Origin of the sequence: Pseudomonas azadiae, assembly GCF_019145355.1 — a bacterium.
GTDB classification, from domain to species: domain Bacteria; phylum Pseudomonadota; class Gammaproteobacteria; order Pseudomonadales; family Pseudomonadaceae; genus Aquipseudomonas; species Aquipseudomonas azadiae.
The window spans coordinates 1,125,104-1,144,112 of record NZ_JAHSTY010000001.1 but is presented as its reverse complement, the minus strand read 5'-3'; the positions used below and the strand labels follow the sequence as shown (position 1 = coordinate 1,144,112).

19 protein-coding genes and 1 pseudogene are annotated in these 19,009 nt (G+C 61.3%); 7 read left to right on the top strand and 13 right to left on the bottom strand.

Annotated elements, in window-relative coordinates; genetic code table 11:
* Positions 1–90 precede the first annotated feature (90 nt).
* Positions 91–1,221: a GNAT family N-acetyltransferase gene (locus tag KVG91_RS05075; protein ID WP_169377382.1), complete on the top strand. Its 1,131-nt coding sequence runs from the start codon at positions 91–93 to the stop codon at positions 1,219–1,221.
* 151 nt (positions 1,222–1,372) lie between these two features.
* Here KVG91_RS05075 and aqpZ read toward each other — a convergent pair whose 3' ends face one another.
* The 5 genes and pseudogenes from aqpZ to KVG91_RS05050 form a co-directional block, all read right to left on the bottom strand.
* Entirely contained in the window at positions 1,373–2,074 is a 702-nt protein-coding gene (gene aqpZ / locus KVG91_RS05070) for an aquaporin Z (protein ID WP_169377381.1), read from the bottom strand.
* An 844-nt stretch (positions 2,075–2,918) separates the two neighbouring features.
* Positions 2,919–4,751 carry an ABC transporter ATP-binding protein gene (locus KVG91_RS05065; RefSeq protein ID WP_169376016.1) on the bottom strand — a complete coding sequence of 611 codons (1,833 nt, stop codon included), beginning with the start codon at positions 4,749–4,751 and terminating at the stop codon, positions 2,919–2,921.
* 81 nt (positions 4,752–4,832) lie between these two features.
* Entirely contained in the window at positions 4,833–5,396 is a 564-nt protein-coding gene (locus tag KVG91_RS05060) for a peptidylprolyl isomerase (RefSeq protein WP_076952899.1), read from the bottom strand.
* Positions 5,397–5,399: 3 nt separating this feature from the next.
* Positions 5,400–5,540 (bottom strand): annotated as a pseudogene (locus KVG91_RS05055) (alpha/beta fold hydrolase); the annotation flags it as partial.
* 24 nt (positions 5,541–5,564) lie between these two features.
* A complete protein-coding gene (locus tag KVG91_RS05050; protein ID WP_076952900.1) occupies positions 5,565–6,488 on the bottom strand; it encodes a LysR family transcriptional regulator in 924 nt (307 codons plus the stop codon).
* A 49-nt stretch (positions 6,489–6,537) separates the two neighbouring features.
* Here KVG91_RS05050 and KVG91_RS05045 point away from each other — a divergent pair, with 49 nt between their 5' ends.
* The 3 genes from KVG91_RS05045 (at position 6,538) to KVG91_RS05035 (ending at position 8,676) form a co-directional block, all read left to right on the top strand.
* Positions 6,538–6,852 carry a 3-phosphoglycerate kinase gene (locus KVG91_RS05045; RefSeq protein WP_169376017.1) on the top strand — a complete coding sequence of 105 codons (315 nt, stop codon included), beginning with the start codon at positions 6,538–6,540 and terminating at the stop codon, positions 6,850–6,852.
* A gap of 139 nt (positions 6,853–6,991) precedes the next feature.
* Entirely contained in the window at positions 6,992–7,594 is a 603-nt protein-coding gene (locus KVG91_RS05040; RefSeq protein WP_169376018.1) for an FMN-dependent NADH-azoreductase, read from the top strand.
* A gap of 212 nt (positions 7,595–7,806) precedes the next feature.
* Positions 7,807–8,676, top strand: coding sequence for a carboxylate/amino acid/amine transporter (locus KVG91_RS05035; protein ID WP_169376019.1), 870 nt, complete (start codon positions 7,807–7,809; stop codon positions 8,674–8,676).
* 18 nt (positions 8,677–8,694) lie between these two features.
* Here the strand turns inward: KVG91_RS05035 and KVG91_RS05030 are convergent, their stop codons facing one another.
* The 4 genes from KVG91_RS05030 to KVG91_RS05015 form a co-directional block, all read right to left on the bottom strand.
* Positions 8,695–9,693: an NADP-dependent oxidoreductase gene (locus KVG91_RS05030; protein WP_169376020.1), complete on the bottom strand. Its 999-nt coding sequence runs from the start codon at positions 9,691–9,693 to the stop codon at positions 8,695–8,697.
* 43 nt (positions 9,694–9,736) lie between these two features.
* Positions 9,737–10,606 carry an alpha/beta fold hydrolase gene (locus KVG91_RS05025; protein WP_169376021.1) on the bottom strand — a complete coding sequence of 290 codons (870 nt, stop codon included), beginning with the start codon at positions 10,604–10,606 and terminating at the stop codon, positions 9,737–9,739.
* Positions 10,607–10,677: 71 nt separating this feature from the next.
* Entirely contained in the window at positions 10,678–11,466 is a 789-nt protein-coding gene (locus KVG91_RS05020; RefSeq protein WP_169376022.1) for an SDR family NAD(P)-dependent oxidoreductase, read from the bottom strand.
* 61 nt (positions 11,467–11,527) lie between these two features.
* Positions 11,528–12,622 (bottom strand): alkene reductase, encoded by a 1,095-nt coding sequence (locus KVG91_RS05015; protein WP_169376023.1) that lies wholly within the window; start codon positions 12,620–12,622, stop codon positions 11,528–11,530.
* Positions 12,623–12,787: 165 nt separating this feature from the next.
* Here KVG91_RS05015 and KVG91_RS05010 point away from each other — a divergent pair, with 165 nt between their 5' ends.
* Positions 12,788–13,357 (top strand): TetR/AcrR family transcriptional regulator, encoded by a 570-nt coding sequence (locus KVG91_RS05010; protein ID WP_169376024.1) that lies wholly within the window; start codon positions 12,788–12,790, stop codon positions 13,355–13,357.
* 6 nt (positions 13,358–13,363) lie between these two features.
* On the opposite strand, the gene KVG91_RS05005 is transcribed toward KVG91_RS05010, so the two are convergent.
* Entirely contained in the window at positions 13,364–14,662 is a 1,299-nt protein-coding gene (locus tag KVG91_RS05005; RefSeq protein WP_169376025.1) for a mechanosensitive ion channel family protein, read from the bottom strand.
* Positions 14,663–14,856: 194 nt separating this feature from the next.
* On the opposite strand from KVG91_RS05005, the gene KVG91_RS05000 reads away from it, so the two are divergent.
* The gene (locus tag KVG91_RS05000) at positions 14,857–16,200 is read left to right on the top strand and encodes a DEAD/DEAH box helicase (protein ID WP_217894872.1); all 1,344 of its coding nucleotides are present in this window, start codon (positions 14,857–14,859) and stop codon (positions 16,198–16,200) included.
* 70 nt (positions 16,201–16,270) lie between these two features.
* Here KVG91_RS05000 and KVG91_RS04995 read toward each other — a convergent pair whose 3' ends face one another.
* The gene (locus tag KVG91_RS04995) at positions 16,271–16,546 is read right to left on the bottom strand and encodes a hypothetical protein (RefSeq protein ID WP_169376217.1); all 276 of its coding nucleotides are present in this window, start codon (positions 16,544–16,546) and stop codon (positions 16,271–16,273) included.
* 154 nt (positions 16,547–16,700) lie between these two features.
* On the opposite strand from KVG91_RS04995, the gene KVG91_RS04990 reads away from it, so the two are divergent.
* A complete protein-coding gene (locus tag KVG91_RS04990; protein WP_017134854.1) occupies positions 16,701–17,090 on the top strand; it encodes a hypothetical protein in 390 nt (129 codons plus the stop codon).
* Positions 17,091–17,218: 128 nt separating this feature from the next.
* Here the strand turns inward: KVG91_RS04990 and KVG91_RS04985 are convergent, their stop codons facing one another.
* Both KVG91_RS04985 and KVG91_RS04980 read right to left on the bottom strand, forming a co-directional pair.
* Positions 17,219–18,085, bottom strand: coding sequence for a DUF6279 family lipoprotein (locus KVG91_RS04985; RefSeq protein ID WP_169376216.1), 867 nt, complete (start codon positions 18,083–18,085; stop codon positions 17,219–17,221).
* 67 nt (positions 18,086–18,152) lie between these two features.
* Positions 18,153–18,875, bottom strand: coding sequence for a TorF family putative porin (locus tag KVG91_RS04980; RefSeq protein ID WP_169376215.1), 723 nt, complete (start codon positions 18,873–18,875; stop codon positions 18,153–18,155).
* Positions 18,876–19,009: the final 134 nt, after the last annotated feature.

Here is a 19,009-nt window from a genome sequence, read left to right as displayed (position 1 = left end):
GAGCCTTGTCGCGCGAAACGCAGGTGTGCGAAGCCCGGCAATCGGCGATACTCGCGAAGCTTTCATGCCCCTGAACCAGTGAGGATGCCAATGCCGTTGCAACGCCTGGACAGCCTGTCCGAGATCGCCCCGCAAGCCTGGGATGCGCTGGTGCCGCGGGGCCAGCCGTTCGTGCGGCATGCGTTCCTGAGCGCGCTGGAGGACAGCGCCAGCCTGGGTCCGCAATCGGGCTGGCGGCCGGAGCATTTGTTGCACTGGGAGGGCGATCGGCTGGTGGCGGCGCTGCCCGGTTATCGCAAGTGGCATTCCTACGGTGAGTACGTGTTTGATCACGGCTGGGCCGACGCCTGTGAGCGGGCCGGCATCGACTATTACCCCAAGCTGCTGACGGCCGTGCCGTTCAGCCCGGTCAGCGGGCCGCGCCTATTGGCAGCCAATGCTGACGACGGTTTCGAACTGCTCAAAAGCTTGCCGGGTTATTTGGAAATAGAAGGGCTCTCCAGTGCCCATATCAACTTCACCGATGGCCTGGCCGATGATGCGCTGGCGCAACAACCGGGCTGGCTGCAGCGCCTCGGGTGCCAATTTCACTGGCAGAACCGTGGCTACCGCGACTTCCAGGATTTCCTCGATGCCTTGAGCTCACGCAAGCGCAAACAGATGCGCAAGGAGCGCGAACAAGTCGCGGGGCAGGGCATCGAGTTCCAATGGCTGCAAGGCCATGAACTGAGTGAAGCGCAGTGGGATTTTGTCTACGCCTGCTACGCCAACACCTACGCAGTGCGCCGCCAATCGCCCTACCTGACCCGCGCCTTTTTCAGCCTGCTGGCCGAGCGCATGCCCGAAGCGATTCGCGTGGTGCTGGCCAAGCAAGGTACTCGCCCGGTGGCCATGGCGTTCAGCCTGATCGACGGCGACAGCTTTTATGGCCGCTACTGGGGCTGCCTGGGGGAATTCGACCGCCTGCATTTCGAGACCTGCTTCTACCAGGGCATGGACTACGCCATCGCCCACGGCGTGCAACGCTTCGACGCCGGAGCCCAAGGCGAGCACAAGTTGATACGCGGTTTTGAACCGGTGATTACCCGATCCTGGCACTACCTGCGTCATCCGGGTTTGAAGAACGCCGTGGAGGATTTCCTCGAGCGCGAGCGGGTGGGGGTTTTGGCGTATGCCGAAGAGGCGAGGGCCGCCCTGCCGTATCGGCAAATCGGTAAGTGATTGTAGTGAGCGGGCTTGTCCCGCGCTGGGTGGCGAAGCCGCCCCAAACCAGGCGACCCGGTTCTATCTGGAGGCGGCGGTGTCTTTATTGGGGCGGCTTCGCCGCCCAGCGCGGGACAAGCCCGCTCACTACAAAGGACAACATGTTGCCTCAGCTCGTCTGCTCCTTGCCCAGCCATCGATAGATGAACCCGCCGATTACCGCGCCGAGGATTGGCGCGAGCCAGAACATCCACAACTGCTGGATCGCCCACCCGCCGACGATCAGTGCCGGGCCGGTACTGCGGGCCGGGTTGACCGAGGTGTTGGTCACGGGAATGGAGATCAGGTGAATGAGGGTAAGCGCCAGGCCGATGGCGATGGGCGCAAGACCCTGAGGGGCACGGCGGTCGGTGGCGCCGAGGATGATGACCACGAACATCGCGGTCATCACCAGTTCACTGACAAAACCCGCCGCCATCGAATAACCGCCGGGCGAATGCAGCCCATATCCGTTGGACGCCAGGCCCGAGGCCAGTTCGAACCCCGGTTTGCCGCTGGCAATGAAATACAACAACGCAGCGGCGAGTGTGCCGCCGACCACCTGCGCCACGACGTAGGCGGGTAACTCCCTGGCCGGAAACCTTCCGCCCACTACCAGCCCTACTGAGACCGCCGGGTTGAGGTGACAACCGCTGATATGCCCGATGGCGAAGGCCATGGTCAGCACCGTGAGCCCGAACGCCAGGGACACACCCAGCAACCCTATTCCGACCGCAGGAAACGCTGCGGCCAGCACCGCACTCCCGCACCCGCCCAATACCAGCCAAAACGTTCCTAACCCCTCTGTGACTGAACGCTTGAACAAAGACATGCCACACGTCCTTGATAGATCGCTCTACCGAATCAGTAAATCAATGATGCTCCCTGCAGATTTACTTCAGCGCCCGTCTGGGCACTGCACTGAATTACAGCAGGCTTTTGGTACAAATCCAGGGTCACCAGAGATGCCAAGGGGCTTTGGTACGGGAGCTTGATGCAAATTATGCTGATTGAAGCGGTCAAGTGTGGGAGCGGGCTTGCTCGCGAATGCGGAGTGTCAGTCACCTGATATTTCGACTGATCCACCGCATTCACGCGAGCAAGCCAGCCATAGTTGAGCTGCGCTGCTGCACAGATGCGTTCGCAGGCACAACGAGATCCAGCCGACAAAGCAGGTCCCCTGTGGGAGCTCCCGAGCTTTAGCGAGGCTGCGAAAGCGGTGGGTCAGGCGATAAAAATGCCAGCAGTGCCGCCGCCTTCGCAGCCTCGCTGGGGCTCGACAGCTCCCACAGTTGACCTGCGCTGTTGCACAGATTGCGTTCCCAGGCACAACCGAAATCCCGCCGACACCGCAAATCCCTGTGGGAGCTCCCGAGCTTTAGCGAGGCTGCGATAGCGGTGGGTCAGGCTATGAAAATGCCAGCAGTACCGCCGCCTTCGCAGCCTCGCTGGGGCTCGACAGCTCCCACAGTTGAGCTGCGTTGCGGCAGAGATTGTGTTCGCAGGCACAACCGAAATCCCGCCGACACCGCAAATCCCTGTGGGAGCTCCCGAGCTTTAGCGAGGCTGCGATAGCGGTGGGTCAGGCGATAAAAATGCCAGCAGTGCCGCCGCCTTCGCAGCCTCGCCGGGGCTCGACAGCTCCCACAGTTGAATGTGTGCACGCCCGTAACATGTCAGTCGATACCGACGAAGCCCCCGGTCTGATGCTGCCACAACCGCGCATACAACCCGCCATGGGCCAGCAACTCGGCATGGCTGCCGCTCTCGGCAATCCGGCCTTTCTCCAGCACCACCAGACGGTCCATGCGCGCAATGGTCGACAGCCGGTGCGCAATTGCAATCACGGTCTTGCCTTGCATCAGGGTCTCCAGGCTTTCCTGGATCGCCGCTTCCACTTCCGAGTCCAGCGCCGACGTGGCTTCGTCCATGATCAGAATCGGCGCGTCCTTGAGCAGCACACGGGCGATGGCGATACGTTGACGTTGGCCCCCGGAGAGTTTCACCCCGCGCTCGCCGACATGTGCGTCCAACCCGGTGCGGCCTTCGGCGTCCGACAGCAGCGGGATGAATTCATCGGCGCGGGCCTTGTGTACGGCGGCCATGAGTTGTTCGTCCGTGGCGTCGGGCTTGCCGTACAGCAGGTTGTCGCGGATCGAACGGTGCAGCAGCGACGTGTCCTGGGTGATCATGCCGATCTGCTCGCGCAAGCTTTCCTGGGCGACTTCGGCGATGTCCTGGCCGTCGATCAGGATGCGTCCGCCCTGCAGGTCGTAGAGGCGCAGCAGCAGGTTGACCAGGGTCGACTTGCCCGCGCCGGACGGGCCGATCAGGCCGATCTTTTCCCCGGCCTTGATCTCGAGGTTCAGGCCGCCAATGATCCCGCTCTGTTTGCCATAGTGGAAATCCACCTGTTCGAAGCGCACCAGGCCATGGGGCACCGTCAGGCGCGGGGCGTTGGCGCGGTCGACCACCGCCAGCGGCTGCGCGATGGTCTTGAGGCCATCCTGCACGATGCCGATGTTCTCGAAAATACCGTTGACCACCCACATGATCCAGCCGGACATATTGACGATACGGATCACCAGGCCGGTGGCCAGGGCGATGGCGCCTACAGAGATCAGCGACTGCGTCCACAGCCACAGGGCCAGGCCGGTGGTGGTGACGATCAGCAGGCCGTTCAGGATGGTGATGACCGCATCCATGCTGGTGAGCACGCGCGCCGCCAGTTGGGTTTTTTCGGTTTGCTCGACGATCGCTTCCTTGGCGTATTCCTGCTCACTCTGGGTATGGGCAAACAGCTTCAAGGTGGTGATGTTGGTGTAGCCGTCGACAATGCGCCCCATGAGTTTGGAGCGCGCTTCGGAGGAGATCACCGAACGCTCCTTGACCCGTGGCACGAAGTAACGCAAGGCCAGGCAGTAGCAGACGATCCAGGTGATCAACGGAATCATCAGCCGCCAGTCGGCCTCGGCAAACAACACCAGCGAGGTGATGGCATAGATCGACACGTGCCAGATCGCCTCAGCCGTCGCCACCGCGGAATCACGCAACGAGTTGCCGGTTTGCATGATGCGCTGGGCGATGCGCCCGGCGAAATCATTCTGGAAGAAATTCAGGCTCTGCTTGAGTACGTAGCTGTGGTTCTGCCAGCGGATCAGGCTGGTCATGCCGGGGTTGATGGTCTGGTGCACCAGCAAGTCATGCAGGGTGTTGAAAATCGGGCGCAGCAGCAGGGCGACCACGGCCATCCAGATCAGCTCGGTGCTGTGCACCTCGAAGAAATTGGCGGGCGGTGTGCCCTGGGCCAGGTCGATGATGCGGCTCAGGTAGCTGAACAGCGCGACCTCGATCAGCGCACCGACCAGGCCCACCACCAGCAGCGCGGCAAAACACGGCCACACCTGACGCAGGTAATAGAGGTAGAAGGGCAGGACTTTATCGGGCGGGGCTTCGCTGGGGGCGTCGCGGAAAATATCGATCAGGTGTTCAAAACGGCGATAGAGCATCAGGGTTGACGCCCGACTGGCGGGCTCTCCTTTCAAATGCGCGCGCGGCCTTGTGGGCCGTGCGCGAAACTACCTGTTACCTCAGTCGATGCGCTTGGCCGACTTGATGTACACAGGATCGATTGGCACGTTCTGCATGCCTTGCTTGGTGGTGGTCTGCGAATTGACGATCACATCCACCACGTCCATGCCCTTGACCACCTTGGCGAATACCGCGTAACCGGCATCGCGACCCGGGTCGAGGAAGGCATTGTCAGCCACGTTGATGAAGAACTGGCTGGTGGCCGAGTTCGGGTCGTTGGTGCGCGCCATGGACAAGGTGCCGCGCACGTTATGCAGGCCGTTGCTGGCTTCGTTCTTGATCGGTGCTTCGGTCGGCTTTTGCGACATTTGCTGGGTGAACCCGCCGCCCTGGACCATGAAGCCTGGAATCACGCGGTGAAAAATCGTGTTGGTGTAGAAGCCCTTGTCGACATAGGCCAGGAAATTCTTGGTACTGATCGGCGCCTTGACCGGGTCCAGTTCGATTTCGATGTCGCCATTGGTGGTGGAGATCAATACGTGAGGCGCCTTGGCGGGCTCGGCGGCCATCAGGTTGGCGGCGAACAGTACGGATCCGGCAAAGAAGGCGATTTTTTTCAGCATGGGTCAGTGATCCTGGGTAGTGGTGTCGACGGTCTTTAGAAAGTCGAGCAGGGTAGCGTTAAAGACCTCGGGTTGATCCAAGGGCGTGGCATGGCGGGAATCCTTGATCACCTCCAGTCGCGCATTGGGCAGCAGTTTTACATGGTTTTTTTCTGAGCGGAATCCATTTCAGGCTTGCCGGGGCGCGGCGAAAGGCGCGTCCAGCGGGGCGGTGTCAAAGGTGCGCAGCAGTTCCACCAGGATCTGCGTCGCCGGCCCCAAGGGTTTGTCCTTGTTTGAATACAGGTAGAACGTGGGGTGGCGGCTGCCGCCCTGTTCCAAGGGTAGCTGCTTGAGCACGCCTTCGGCGAGTTCGCGCTCGATCATGTGGCGGGGCAACCAGGCAAAGCCCAGGCCGCTGCCCACGAAGGAGGCGGCGGTGGCCAGGCTGCCGACGGTCCAGCGTTGTTCGGCGCCCAGCCAACCCACATCACGCGGTTGCTGGCGGCCGGAGTCGCGGATCACCACTTGCATCTGGCTTTCCAGGTCCTGAAAGCTCAGCTCGCGATTCATGCGGTGCAGGGCATGTTCGGGATGGGCCACGGCGACAAATTCCACATCGCTCATTTCCGTGCCCAGGTAGCCGGGGATGCTGAAGCCGCAGATCGCCAGGTCCGCCACGCCTTCGATCAACAACTCCTCAACGCCGGACAGCACTTCTTCACGCAGGCGCACCCGGCAGCCACGGCTCTGCGGCATGAAGGCGGTCAGGGCGCGCACCAGGCGTGCGTTCGGATACGCCGCGTCCACCACCAGCCGTACCTCGGCTTCCCAGCCCTGTTCCATATGATGGGCGAGGTCCTCCAGTTGGCTGGCGTTCTTCACCAGTTGCCGGGAACGGCGCAACAGCACTTCACCGGCGTCGGTGAGCACCGCCTTGCGCCCATCAATGCGCAGCAGCGGTACGCCGAGCTGGTCCTGCATGCGGGCCACGGTATAGCTCACCGAGGACTGCGAACGGTGCAGCGCTTCGGCCGCCTGGGCGAAGCCGCCATGGTCGACCACGGCTTGCAGCGTGCGCCATTGATCGAGGGTAACGCGGGGCGCTTTCAAGATGGGTTCCTCTTGTCCTAAGCTGGCGGTCCTTATTGGAGACTGCCGAATGAGAAAATTCTGTTGTGTGTTGCTGGCGCTGCTGCCGATGACCGCGTTTGCCTACCCCATCGACGTGACGAAAAAGATTGACGGTGTGAGCATCGATTACACCGCCTCCGATGTGGATGGCGATATCAGCTCGATCCAGCTCAATAACTACGGCACCCGAGACGCCGTCTGCTCGGTAATCTTCACCAACGGCCCGGAAGCGCCGCGCCGCAGGACGGTCACGGTGCCGGCGGGTAAAAGCACCAACACCACCGCCAAATTCAACCGCGCCATTATCAAGATGCGTATCGCCCTGGCCTGCGCGCCGAAGTAAGGCGATGACGGAGCATGCCTGGCCTATAAACAAATTTATAGATGGGTTATAGCAGTTTTTTGCGCTTTTTAATCGAATTGGCTCTGTTTAATCTCCACTCCATCGACTTACAGCAATTACCGATGGAGCCTACGCCGCCATGTCCAATGTTCTGATCATCGAAAGCAGCGCCCGCCAACAGGATTCCATCTCGCGCCAGCTGACCCGGCAGTTCATCAGCCAGTGGCAAGCCGCCCACCCGGCAGACCGGATCACCGTGCGTGACGTGGCGCTCAACCCGGTGCCTCATCTGAATGCCGACCTGCTCGGCGGCTGGATGAAACCGGCGGACCAGCGCAACGAGCGCGAACAGGCATCGCTGGACCGCTCCGACGAATTGACCAACGAACTGCTGGCGGCCGACGTGCTGGTGATGGCTGCACCGATGTACAACTTCGCCATCCCCAGCACGCTCAAGGCCTGGCTGGATCATGTGTTGCGCGCCGGTGTGACCTTCAAATACACCGCCACCGGCCCTCAGGGGTTGCTGACCGGCAAACGCGCCATCGTGCTCACCGCTCGCGGCGGCATCCATACCGGCGCCAGCTCCGACCACCAGGAACCTTACCTGCGCCAGGTCATGGCCTTTATCGGCATTCACGACGTCACCTTCATTCACGCCGAAGGGGTGAACCTGAGCGGGGACTTCCAGGAAAAAGGCATCAACCACGCCAAGGCCTTGCTGGTTCAGCTCGTCGCCTGAGCCGGTGGATCGTTTAATCGTCACGTAATCGCGGGGTGTTTTTATCGCTCCACGCAAACCCTTCAAGTCCGCGTATCGAACCTCCCTTTGCACTTTTTGCTCCTGAGTGCTCCTGCCCGACTGCCGCTTCAGCGAGGTCGGGTTTTTTTTGCCCCGAGTTTCTTCAGTCGGCGAAAACCTTTAATGTCGCGCCCATTCGAAACGAGGCGCGCATGGGCTATCTACTGGTTGTCACCCTGATTCAGGCATTTTCCTTCAGCTTGATCGGCGAATACCTCGCCGGTCACGTCGACAGCTATTTCGCGGTACTGGTGCGCGTCGTGCTGGCCGGGCTGGTGTTCATCCCGCTGACCCGCTGGCGCTCGGTAGAGCCGGCCTTCATGCGCGGCATGCTGGTGATCGGCGCCTTGCAGTTTGGCGTGACCTACGTGTGCCTTTACTTGAGCTTTCGCGTGCTCACGGTGCCGGAGGTGTTGCTGTTCACCATCCTCACGCCGCTGCATGTGACCCTGATCGAAGATGCCCTCAACCGGCGCTTCAACCCCTGGGCATTGATCGCTGCGCTGGTGGCGGTAGCGGGCGCGGCGGTGATCCGTTTTGACCAGATTACCCCGCACTTCCTGATGGGGTTTCTACTGCTGCAACTGGCCAACTTCACCTACGCCGCCGGGCAGGTGATGTACAAGCACCTGGTGGCGCGTTACCCGAGCGATTTGCCGCACTATCGACGTTTCGGCTACTTCTACCTGGGCGCGCTGCTGGTGGTGCTGCCAGCGTTCCTGTTGTTCGGCAAGTCCGACTTCCTGCCCGAAGCGCCGCTGCAATGGGGCGTGCTGGTGTTCCTCGGGCTGGTCAGCACTGCGCTGGGCTTGTACTGGTGGAACAAGGGCGCCTGCCTGGTCAATGGCGGCACCCTGGCGGTGATGAACAACTTGCATGTGCCGGTGGGCCTGCTGCTGAACCTGCTGATCTGGAACCAGCACGAACCGCTGGGCCGCCTGGCGTTGGGTGGCTTGGTGATTTTGGGCGCGGTGTGGATCAGCCGCCTGGGCCTGCGCGCGGCGCCAGTGAGTTCACGCTGATCGCGCTGACGCTCATGCTTACCTCAGCGTAATCACCACCTTGCCCTTGGATCGGCCTTGTTCAACGTAGCTCAAGGCCTCGGCGGTTGACTCGAAAGGGAAGGTCCGGTCGAGCACCGGCCGGATAATCCCCGACTCGACAAGCGCAGTGATTTTCTCCAGTTGCGCACCACTGGCCTGCATGAACACGAACCTATAGTCGACTTCACGTTTGCGCGCTTTGCTGCGGATCCCGCGACTTAACATCCGCATTACCAGGCTCAGGACCCAGGACAGCTTTTGCTCTTTGGCGAATGCGGGCGTCGGCGGTCCCGAGATCGAGATAAGCCGGCCGCCCGGTTTCAAAATGCCGAGGGACTTGTGCAAGGCATCGGCGCCGAGGCTGTTCAAGACGACGTCGTAGCCGTGCAGCACGCGCTCGAAATCCTGCTTTTTGTAGTCGATCACCACGTCGGCACCCAGCGCCTTGACCCATTCCACATTGTCTGTGCCGGTGGTGGTCGCAACGAACGCACCCAGGTGCTTGGCGAGCTGGATGGCAACGCTGCCGACGCCGCCGGAACCGGCATGGATAAAGACCTTCTGGCCTTTTTTCAGTTGGGCGGTTTGCACCAGCACCTGCCAGGCTGTCAGCGCGACCAAGGGCAGGGCGGCCGCTTGTTCCATGCCGATAGAGGCGGGTTTCAACGCGAGGGCGTCTTCGTGCACCGCGATCAACTCGGCAAAGCTGCCGATGCGCTGCTCCGGCGGGCGTCCATAAACGGCGTCGCCCGGCTTGAAGCGCCGTACAGCAGGCCCCACGCGCTCCACGACGCCGGCCAGGTCATTACCGAGGATCAGGGGGAATGAATACGGCAGGATCAGTTTGAATTCGCCTGTGCGAATCTTCAAATCCAAGACGTTGGCGCTCGCCGCATGCACTTGGACCAGCACATCGTGGGGCCCCACTTCAGGCGCGGGCACCTCGCCAATACGTCCCTTGTTCTTGCCGTAACGCTCGATAAAAAAGGCTTTCATGATGATGTGCTCTTAGGGGGCTGAGGGCCGTGACGGAACATCTTCAGGCATTCAGGAAGGCTGATGCCTGGGCCACGAAATCGGCGTGATACTGGAAAATCCCGCCATGGCCCGCGTCCTGGTAGATGATCAGTTGCGCGTTCGGTATCCGGTTGGCCAGCTCGGCGCTGTTGCTGCTCGGCACCATGATGTCGTTGTCGCCATTGGCGATCAGCGTCGGTGTATGCAGGCGGCCGAGGTCTTGCGCGGGCTGGCGGCCCCATGCCTGAATGGCTTTCAGTTGCCGCAGGAATGCCCGGGGTGTCGCCTGCTTGTCTCGATCGTTGCGGCGCTCCTTCAAGCGCTTCAGGAAGTCCCGGGCGGCGCGCCGGCCGGTGGCCGTTGAGGTGAAGAATAGGTAGGTCTTCGGATCGCGCAACGTCAGCAAACCTTTGACCATCAATGGCCAAGACACTGACCAGACGCGATCAATGCCCTTGCCGCCGGCGGGCCCTGTGCCGGTCAAGATCAGCTTGCGCAGCAGGTTCGGCGCTTTCAGGGCGATGTCCTGCGCCACGAACCCACCCAGGGAAAACCCCAACAGGTCGACTTTTTCGAAGCCCAGCGCAGCGATCGTCGCAATGACGTCGTCTGCCATGCCACTGACGGTCAGCGGGGCAGTGCCGCCGGATGCGCCGATCCCGCGATAGTCAACCGCGATAACGCGCCGCGTGCGCGCCAGGCCATCGATGAGTCGCGGGTCGAAGTTGTCCAGGACCGCGCCCCAGTGGTTCAGCAAAACCAGCGGCAGTTCGCCCTTGGGCCCCAGGTCACGGTAAGCGAAGGGCGTGCCTTGGACATTGACCCATTGGTTCGCCGCGTTTATGAACTGCGCGGGCGGTTCGGGATGAAGGGGTGGGGCTGGTGTTTGCATGAGTGCTCCGTATGCCGGATGGCGACGCTGTTACCGTGACAAGCCTGTAACAGCGTCGAGGACTGCGTTGATCAGGCCTTGGCGTGATAACGCTCGGCGACCTCGGACTGCCGGATCTGCCCCAGCAGGCCCTGGCGCGCCGCCTGCAAGGCGTCCCAACGGGCGGCGTCATGCAGCGGGGGAATGGTCACCGGCTCACGGCGATCAAACCCGAGCAGTGCGGCGTCGACCAGGTCGTCGACTTCCATGATTTCACTGAGGGTGTTGACGTCGATACCCGCCCGGTCCCAGATCTCCGTGCGCGTGGCTGCCGGGAGAACGGCTTGCACATACACCCCTTTGGGCGAGAGTTCCAGGCTCATGCCTTGTGACAGAAACAGCACGAACGCCTTGGTCGCGCCGTACACGGTCATCCCGAACTCAGGGGCCAGGCCGACCACCGAGCCGATATTGATGATCGCGCCTTTGCCTGCGTGGGCCAGGCGTGGCGCGATGGCGCTGGCCAGCCGCACCAATGCCGTGGTGTTCAACGCGACGAGGTTTGCCACACTGTCGGTGGACTGTTCGATGAAGCTGCCCGACTGCGCGGCGCCGGCATTGTTGACCAGGAGAGTGATGCGTGCATCATCACGCAGGCGAGCTTCAACGGTCTTCAGGTCATCGATCCGGGTCAGGTCAGCTTGCAGGACATCCACAGCGACCTTGTGCTTCTCGCGTAACGTTGCGGCGAGGGCGTCCAGGCGAGTCTTGTCGCGTGCCACCAGGACAAGGTCGTGCCCGCGTCGTGCGAAACGCTCGGCATAGGTGGCGCCGATGCCAGTGGATGCGCCGGTAATCAGGACGGTTTCAGGAGTGTTCATGGGTGGATTCTCTGCCAAGGGACGTTGATGGGCGACTCAGGGGTATCACAGGGTGTTCAGTTCAGCTGTGCGTGGGCACAGCCAGCGCCGGGTAGTCGGTGTAGCCGGCTGCGCCACCGCCATACAGGGTTGAAGGGTCGAACGCTGACAGCGCGGCGCAGGTTTTGAAGCGCTCGACCAAGTCCGGGTTGGCAATGAAGGGGCGTCCGAATGCGATCAGGTCGGCGCGGTCCTCGTTGAGGGTCGAGGTGGCCAGGGGCAGGTCGTAGCCATTGTTGGCGATATAGGTATTTCCGAAGCGCTGGCGCAACGAGCCAAAGTCGAACGGCGCTACGTCGCGCGGCCCGCCGGTGGCACCTTCGACCACATGCAGGTACACCACGCCCAAGGCGTCGAGTTGATCGACGACGTAGTCAAACTGCGCTTGTGGCGCGGAGCTCGAAACACCGTTGGCGGGTGAGACAGGCGACAGGCGGATACCAGTTCGCTCCGCGCCCACTTCGGCGATGACCGCCGCAGCGATTTCCAGCAGCAGGCGGGCGCGGTTTTCAATCGAGCCGCCGTAGGCGTCCGTGCGCACGTTGGCGCTGTCCCTGAGGAACTGGTCAAGCAAGTAGCCGTTTGCGCCATGGAGCTCTACGCCGTCGAAGCCTGCGGCGATGGCATTCGCTGCGGCCTGGCGAAAGTCATTGATGATCCCCGGCAGTTCGTCAATGCCCAGGGCGCGGGGCTCTGAGGCATCTGCGAAGCCGTTGTTGACGAACACTTTGGTCGCCGCACGCAAGGCAGAGGGGGCCACGGGTGATGCGCCGTTTTCCTGAAGGTCAACGTGCGACACCCGGCCTACATGCCACAGCTGCAGGAAAATCCTGCCGCCGTTTGCATGCACGGCGTCGGTGACCTTGCGCCATCCTTCGATCTGCGCCTGCGTATAGATCCCAGGCGTGTCCTGATAGCCCTGGCCCTGTCGCGAGATCTGGGAGGCCTCGGAAATCAGCAGCCCTGCTGATGCCCGTTGCGCGTAATACGTGGCCGCCAACTCACTGGGCACAAAGCCATTCGCCGCTCGGTTGCGGGTCAACGGCGCCATGACGACTTTATTGGAAAGTGTCAGCGCGCCGAGCGGGTAAGGCTCGAACAAGGTCTTGTCGTTCATATCGTTTCCGTGATCGTTGGGCAATGACGGCGAATGCGCCGTGCCGGCGGGAATTCGCGACAGCGCATTTATGATGTTGGTCGTAATCAAAACTGTCAATACTTTTGATTACGGTCGACATCATAGTAAGATGCGGGCATTGCTCAGCGATGCAGAGGCGAACACATGAAAATCACCAAGGCACAGTCACTGGCTAATCGAGCGCATATCGTGGAGACGGCTTCAGAGCTGTTTCGTGAGCGCGGCTACGACGGCGTGGGGGTGGCGGAGCTTATGGCCGCAGCCGGGTTTACCCAGGGCGGTTTCTACAAGCATTTTGGCTCCAAGGCGGATTTGATGGCGGAAGCGGCGGCCACCAGTCTTTCGCAGTCGGTTGCCAGCACGGAAAGCCTGGACTTGCAGCAATTCATCAATCTTTACGTATCGCGGGACCACCGCGACGGCAGGAGCGAAGGGTGCACCCTGGCGGCGCTGTGCGGGGACGCCGCGCGTCAATCGGGCGAGTTCAAGGAGACCTTTGCCGAAGGGATAGAGCGCACGCTGGCCAAGCTCCAGCAGAAGTACCTGGCCGATGAACAGGCGCCCAGGGATCTTGCGCGCGCAAAGATAATCGACATGCTGGCGCATGCAATCGGCGCGGTCATGTTGTCGCGGGCATGCCCGGATGACTCTCCCCTCGCGGACGAAATCCTCGAGGCATGCCGCGCTGAAATGACCGCTTCATTGCCGCAGTAGAAGCGATTACGCCAGGCTGTTCTGGGGGGCAGGCAAATGGCTGGCTCCCATGACCGCCGGCATCATTCCCGCGCGCAAATCGTTGCCGCTGGGCTGCTGGTACAGGCTCAAGCCAAACTCCGGCAATACCGCCAGCAGGTAATCAAAGATGTCCCCCTGGATCCGCTCGTAATCCGCCCACGCCGTGGTGCGGGTAAAACAGTAGATTTCCAGCGGCACGCCCTGGGCGGTGGTTTGCATCTGACGCACCATGCACGTCATGTTCGGCTGGATGTCCGGGTGGCTTTTCAGGTAGGCCAGCGCGTAGGCACGGAAAGTACCGAGGTTGGTCATGCGGCGGCGGTTGGCCGATAACTGCGCACTGTGGCCCTGGGCTTCGTTCCAGGCCTTGAGTTCGGCCTGCTTGCGCCCGATGTAGTCGGTGAGCAGGTGCACCTGGGTCATGCGCAACTCCTCATCGTCACGCAGGAAGCGCACCCCGCTGGCGTCGATGAACAGGCTGCGCTTGATGCGGCGCCCGCCGGACTGCTGCATCCCGCGCCAGTTCTTGAACGACTCGGACATCAGGCGCCAGGTGGGGATGGAGACGATAGTCTTGTCGAAATTCTGCACCTTGACCGTGTGCAAGGTGATATCCACCACATCGCCGTCGGCGCCGACCTGGGGCATTTCGATCCAGTCGCCGACCCGCAGCATGTCATTGCTGGTCAGTTGCACACTGGCGACGAATGACAGCAGGGTGTCCTTGTACACCAACAGGATCACCGCCGACATCGCACCCAAACCCGACAGCAGCAACAGCGGCGAACGATCAATCAGGGTGGCGACAATGATGATCGCGCCAAACACGAACAGCACCATTTTCGCCAACTGCACGTAGCCCTTGATCGAGCGGGTGCGCGCATGTTCGGTCCGCGCGTAGATGTCCAGCAAGGCACTGAGCAGGGCGCTCATGGCCAGCACCAGGAACAGGATTGTCAGCGCCAGGGCCACGTTGCCGATGAACAGGATCGCGGTCTTGCTCAGGTCCGGCACCAGGTAAAGGCCGAACTGGATCACCAGCGACGGCGTCATCTGCGCCAGGCGATGGAAGACTTTGTTGTGCCGCAGGTCGTTGAGCCAATGCAGCGCCGGTTGCCGGCCGAGCAATTTGATGGCGTGGAGGGTGAGGTAGCGCGCCACGCGTCCGAGCAACAGCGCCACTACCAGCAATACCAATAAGCCGAGGCTGGCGTGCAGCAGCGGGTGTTCATCGAGGGCGCCCCAGAGGTCCTGGAGGTTGAGCCAGAGCTGTTTGATATCCATGGGTGAAACCGATTCTTCTGTGGGACAACAGGGGGGCGATTAGAGCATTTAAGTGCGGCGAAGTTGATGTCATGGACAAATGTCCTGACAAAAAAGCGGCTCAATAGCACCGTTCGCGTAAAGAAACTCGGTTTGGACGCGCGAAACCGGTACCCTATGCAGCTGTTTTTTTGTATTTCTTCGAGGTAGCACCCGTGTTTTCCCAATTCGCCCTGCACGAACGCCTGCTCAAAGCCGTGGCCGAGCTTAAATTTGTCGAGCCTACGCCTGTGCAGGCAGCGGCCATCCCGCTCGCGCTCGAAGGGCGTGACCTGCGGGTGACGGCTCAAACCGGTAGCGGCAAGACCGCCGCTTTCGTCCTGCCGATCCTGCATCGTCTGATCGGCCCGGCCAAAGTCCGCGTCAGCATCAAGACCCTGATCCTGCTGCCGACCCGCGAGCTGGCCCAGCAGACGTTGAAGGAAGTGGAGCGCTTTTCGCAGTTCACCTTCATCAAGTCCGGCCTCATCACCGGCGGTGAAGATTTCAAGGTCCAGGCCGCCATGCTGCGCAAGGTGCCGGACATCCTGATCGGCACGCCAGGGCGCATGATCGAGCAGCTCAACGCCGGCAACCTCGACCTCAAGGAAGTCGAAGTGCTGGTGCTGGACGAAGCCGACCGCATGCTCGACATGGGCTTTGCCGACGACGTGCAGCGCCTGGTCGCTGAATGCGTCAACCGCCAGCAGACCATGCTGTTCTCCGCCACCACCGGCGGTTCGACCCTGCGCGACATGGTCGCCAAGATCCTGAACAACCCGGAGCACTTGCAGGTCAACAACGTCAGCGACCTGAACGCGACCACGCGCCAGCAGATCGTTACCGCTGACCACAACGTGCACAAAGAGCAGATTCTCAACTGGCTGCTGGCCAACGAGACCTATCAGAAAGCCATCGTGTTCACCAACACCCGCGCTGCGGCCGACCGCATCTACGGTCGCCTGGTCGCCCAGGAATACAAGGCGTTCGTGCTGCACGGTGAAAAGGACCAGAAGGACCGCAAGCTGGCCATCGACCGCCTCAAGGCCGGCGGCGTGAAGATCCTGGTCGCCACCGACGTTGCCGCGCGCGGCCTGGACGTCGACGGCCTGGACATGGTGATCAACTTCGACATGCCGCGCAGCGGCGATGAATACGTGCACCGTATCGGCCGTACCGGGCGTGCCGGCAACGACGGCCTGGCCATCTCGCTGATCTGTCATGGCGACTGGAACCTGATGTCGAGCATCGAGCGCTACCTCAAGCAATCGTTCGAGCGTCGTACCATCAAGGAAGTCAAAGGCACCTACACCGGGCCGAAGAAGGTCAAGGCGTCGGGCAAGGCCGTTGGCGTGAAGAAGAAAAAAGTCGACGCCAAGGGCGACAAGAAGAAAGTCGGCAAATCGCCGACCAAGCGCAAGATCGCCAACCGGCCGAAGACCGACAACCTGTCCCTCGTCAGCAAGGATGGCATGGCGCCGCTCAAGCGCCGCAAGCCGGAAGCGCCGGCTGCCGAGTAAGGTTGGGCTGATATGAAAAAACCGGACAATCGTCCGGTTTTTTTTTGGAGCGTTCCCCACGCTCCTTCACTCAGTTTTTGGCGTTGGCCGCCGCTTCCCTAAGTTCCTTGAGCCGCGCATCGATCAATTGGCATTTGTCAGGAAACTCGGCGCTTTCGGTATCCAGGTCCATCTTCTGCAGCTCGTCGTTCATCTCCTTCGCCTTGGTCGGGTTCTGCTCAGTCAGTTTGGCGACTTCTTGAGCCAGTTGCTCGCGCATGGCGGTGGCTTCGTCCGGTGTGCAGGCCCAGGCGGGCAGGGCACTCAGCAGTGTGGCGGCGACGGCCAGATTCATCAGGGTTTTCATCGGGGACCTCCTTGGCGGTTGTGTTCGGTTGAGGGTGCGAACGTCTGGAAAGTTCAGCGAACCCACGCCCGTCGATCAGGCTGAACGGCAACTGAGGGGGCGTGTCACAGTTTCTGATGGGCTACTTTTTCGTGGGCCTGCAGGAGGAATCAGGATGACGACTTACAACTGGGATCTGATCGAACGTCTGCTGCATGAAGTGCAGAACGGCGAGGGCAGTTTCGCGCCGCGTAAATACGCCGAGCAGGAAGCGGCCGAGAAGGCGACGGCGGGCGAGTCCACCGGCAATCTGGACGCGCTGAAAAAGACTGCGGCCGATTACGAGGCGCTGCTGTTCAAGCGCGGGTTCATTGAGTCGCGCCCCGAGGAAGAGGGCGGCAATGGCGAGAATTTCATATTGACGGCGTTGGGGGCACAGCTCCTGGCGTTGATAGACAGCTCCATTCCCGGCAATGACCATCCGCGTCAGGTGCTGGATGAACAAGCGGATGCGCTGGATCCTGCGACGTTTGCTGAAGTGGCGTCCAAGGCCCAAATTGCTTGAATGGCATTACACCGAGCAAATGTGGGAGCGGCGGTTCGACGCTTCGACTTGCTCGCGAATGCGTAATGTCAGTCATCGGATAAGTTGACTGATACACCGCTTTCGCGAGCAAGCCCGCTCCCACAGGTTTAATTCGCGGCGGCCTTGAGGCATTTGAGTGCCTTGAAGTCGCTGCGTACGCCGTCGATTTTTTGCGTAAGCTTCAGACGCTGTTGTGCACTACTTTCAGCCATCAAATCGACGATCAGACTGCGCGCCGCCGCCTCTGTGCGCCCATAAGCCTCGCGATATTCCGGCGTCCACAGGCTTTCCCGGTCTACCAGCAATTGCTGCATTTGCTGCGGGAAGTCGGCGTTGCGGCGTTGCTGCACGGCCTGGATAAATTGCGCCTGCCAGTTCGCTCGGTTACCGATCCATTCCTTATTCTGATCCCCCAATGTGATAGACCAGGCCGTCACTCGATTCTGCTGGCTGGTGCTCAGCGGGCCGATCCAGGCATCCAGGCGCTTGCTCATACGCTCGGCGCGCTCCTTGATCTGCTGCGCAAGGGGCGGCTTGAGGAATTCGTCCTGGCGCTTGCGCAAGTCCTTGGCCAGGGCGTCGTTCATTTCTTTGACCTGTTGGTCATCCAGCCCCTGCAACAGCTCGATGGCCGACGGAGTGATTTCACGGGCGACTTCGGCGATGGCTTGCTTGGCTTCGACGGTGCGGGCCTGCAGCGCCGCGTCGGTGACCTGGTTGCTGTCGACCATCTGCTGCAGGCGGTCCAGCCAACCCAGGTAACCCGGCAGTTGCGTGGTGCAGTGCCACGCCAGGTGTTCCTTGAGTTTGTCGTTGAACCAGCTCTTCTGCCCGGCATTCATGTCCAGGTAGTCATTGAGGGTCCAGGGGATGATCACGTCCAGGTTGCGGTAGGCCAGGCCCACGCGACTGCAGCCGGCGAGCACCAGGCTAAGGCTCAGCAGCAGCACCAGAAGTTTGAGCCGACGTAGCATGGGCGGGTCCTTGCGCAGTGGGGAGTTAACGCATGTGAACCCGCGACGAGGGCGACAGTTCAGCCTGTCAATAAAACGATCGTACGGCCTTCAAGGTCAAGAGGCCGTCGCATTGCGAATTGTGTCCGGAGTAGGCCGAGCAGTCGCCGCCGCTGAGGCTGGAGTCGCTGTAGATCAGGTCCAGGTCGACACCTTTCCAGGCGCGGGAGAGCTGCACCGACCAATCGCTGAAGCTGCTGATGGCACCGCCGTCCACCGAGGTCGGGGTGCCGAGCTGGTGGGTGGTGTACTTCATGCTCACGCCAATCCCGAAGGGCTGCGTGCCGCCAAGGTCGGCGAACAGCGTGCTGTCCTGGCGGTCCGGATCATGGCTGAAGGAGACGCCGAAGCGATTGCCCAGCAGGTTCAGGCCGCCATAGAACGCCTGGCTGTCGAGGGGGCTGAGCTTGGGGTAGCTGTAGTGGATCAAACCCACTTCGTAGCCCAGGGTCTGGTCGAAGGGCTGTTTGAAGCCCATATAGGAGTCGACTTCGAGTGTACTGGCCGGCGACAACCCCATGTTCGGTGAAAACTGGCCGAAATACAGGCCGCTGTCGTGGCTCAGGTCCAGCCCGCCATGGAACGCGTCGCTGCCGGGGGCGGTCGGCTTGACCAGCCCCTGGGCCATGCTGCGGCTGGGGGTAGTGCCCAATTTGAGGTCGAAGTCGCCCAATTCGCGCTGGAAGATCTGCGCGTGCGCGAGGGGGCAGGCGGCAAGGACGCTGACCAGGAAAACGCAGGATTTGAGCATGCTTCACTCCATGAAAAGCGAGGAGCAGTGACGGAAACATCGGGCAGATGCCCGTGCTAGACGTGTGCAAGCATACCGACGATTGCCGAAGGATGAAGTCCGTTCGTCGATTAGCGCGATGGTCAATGTGCAGC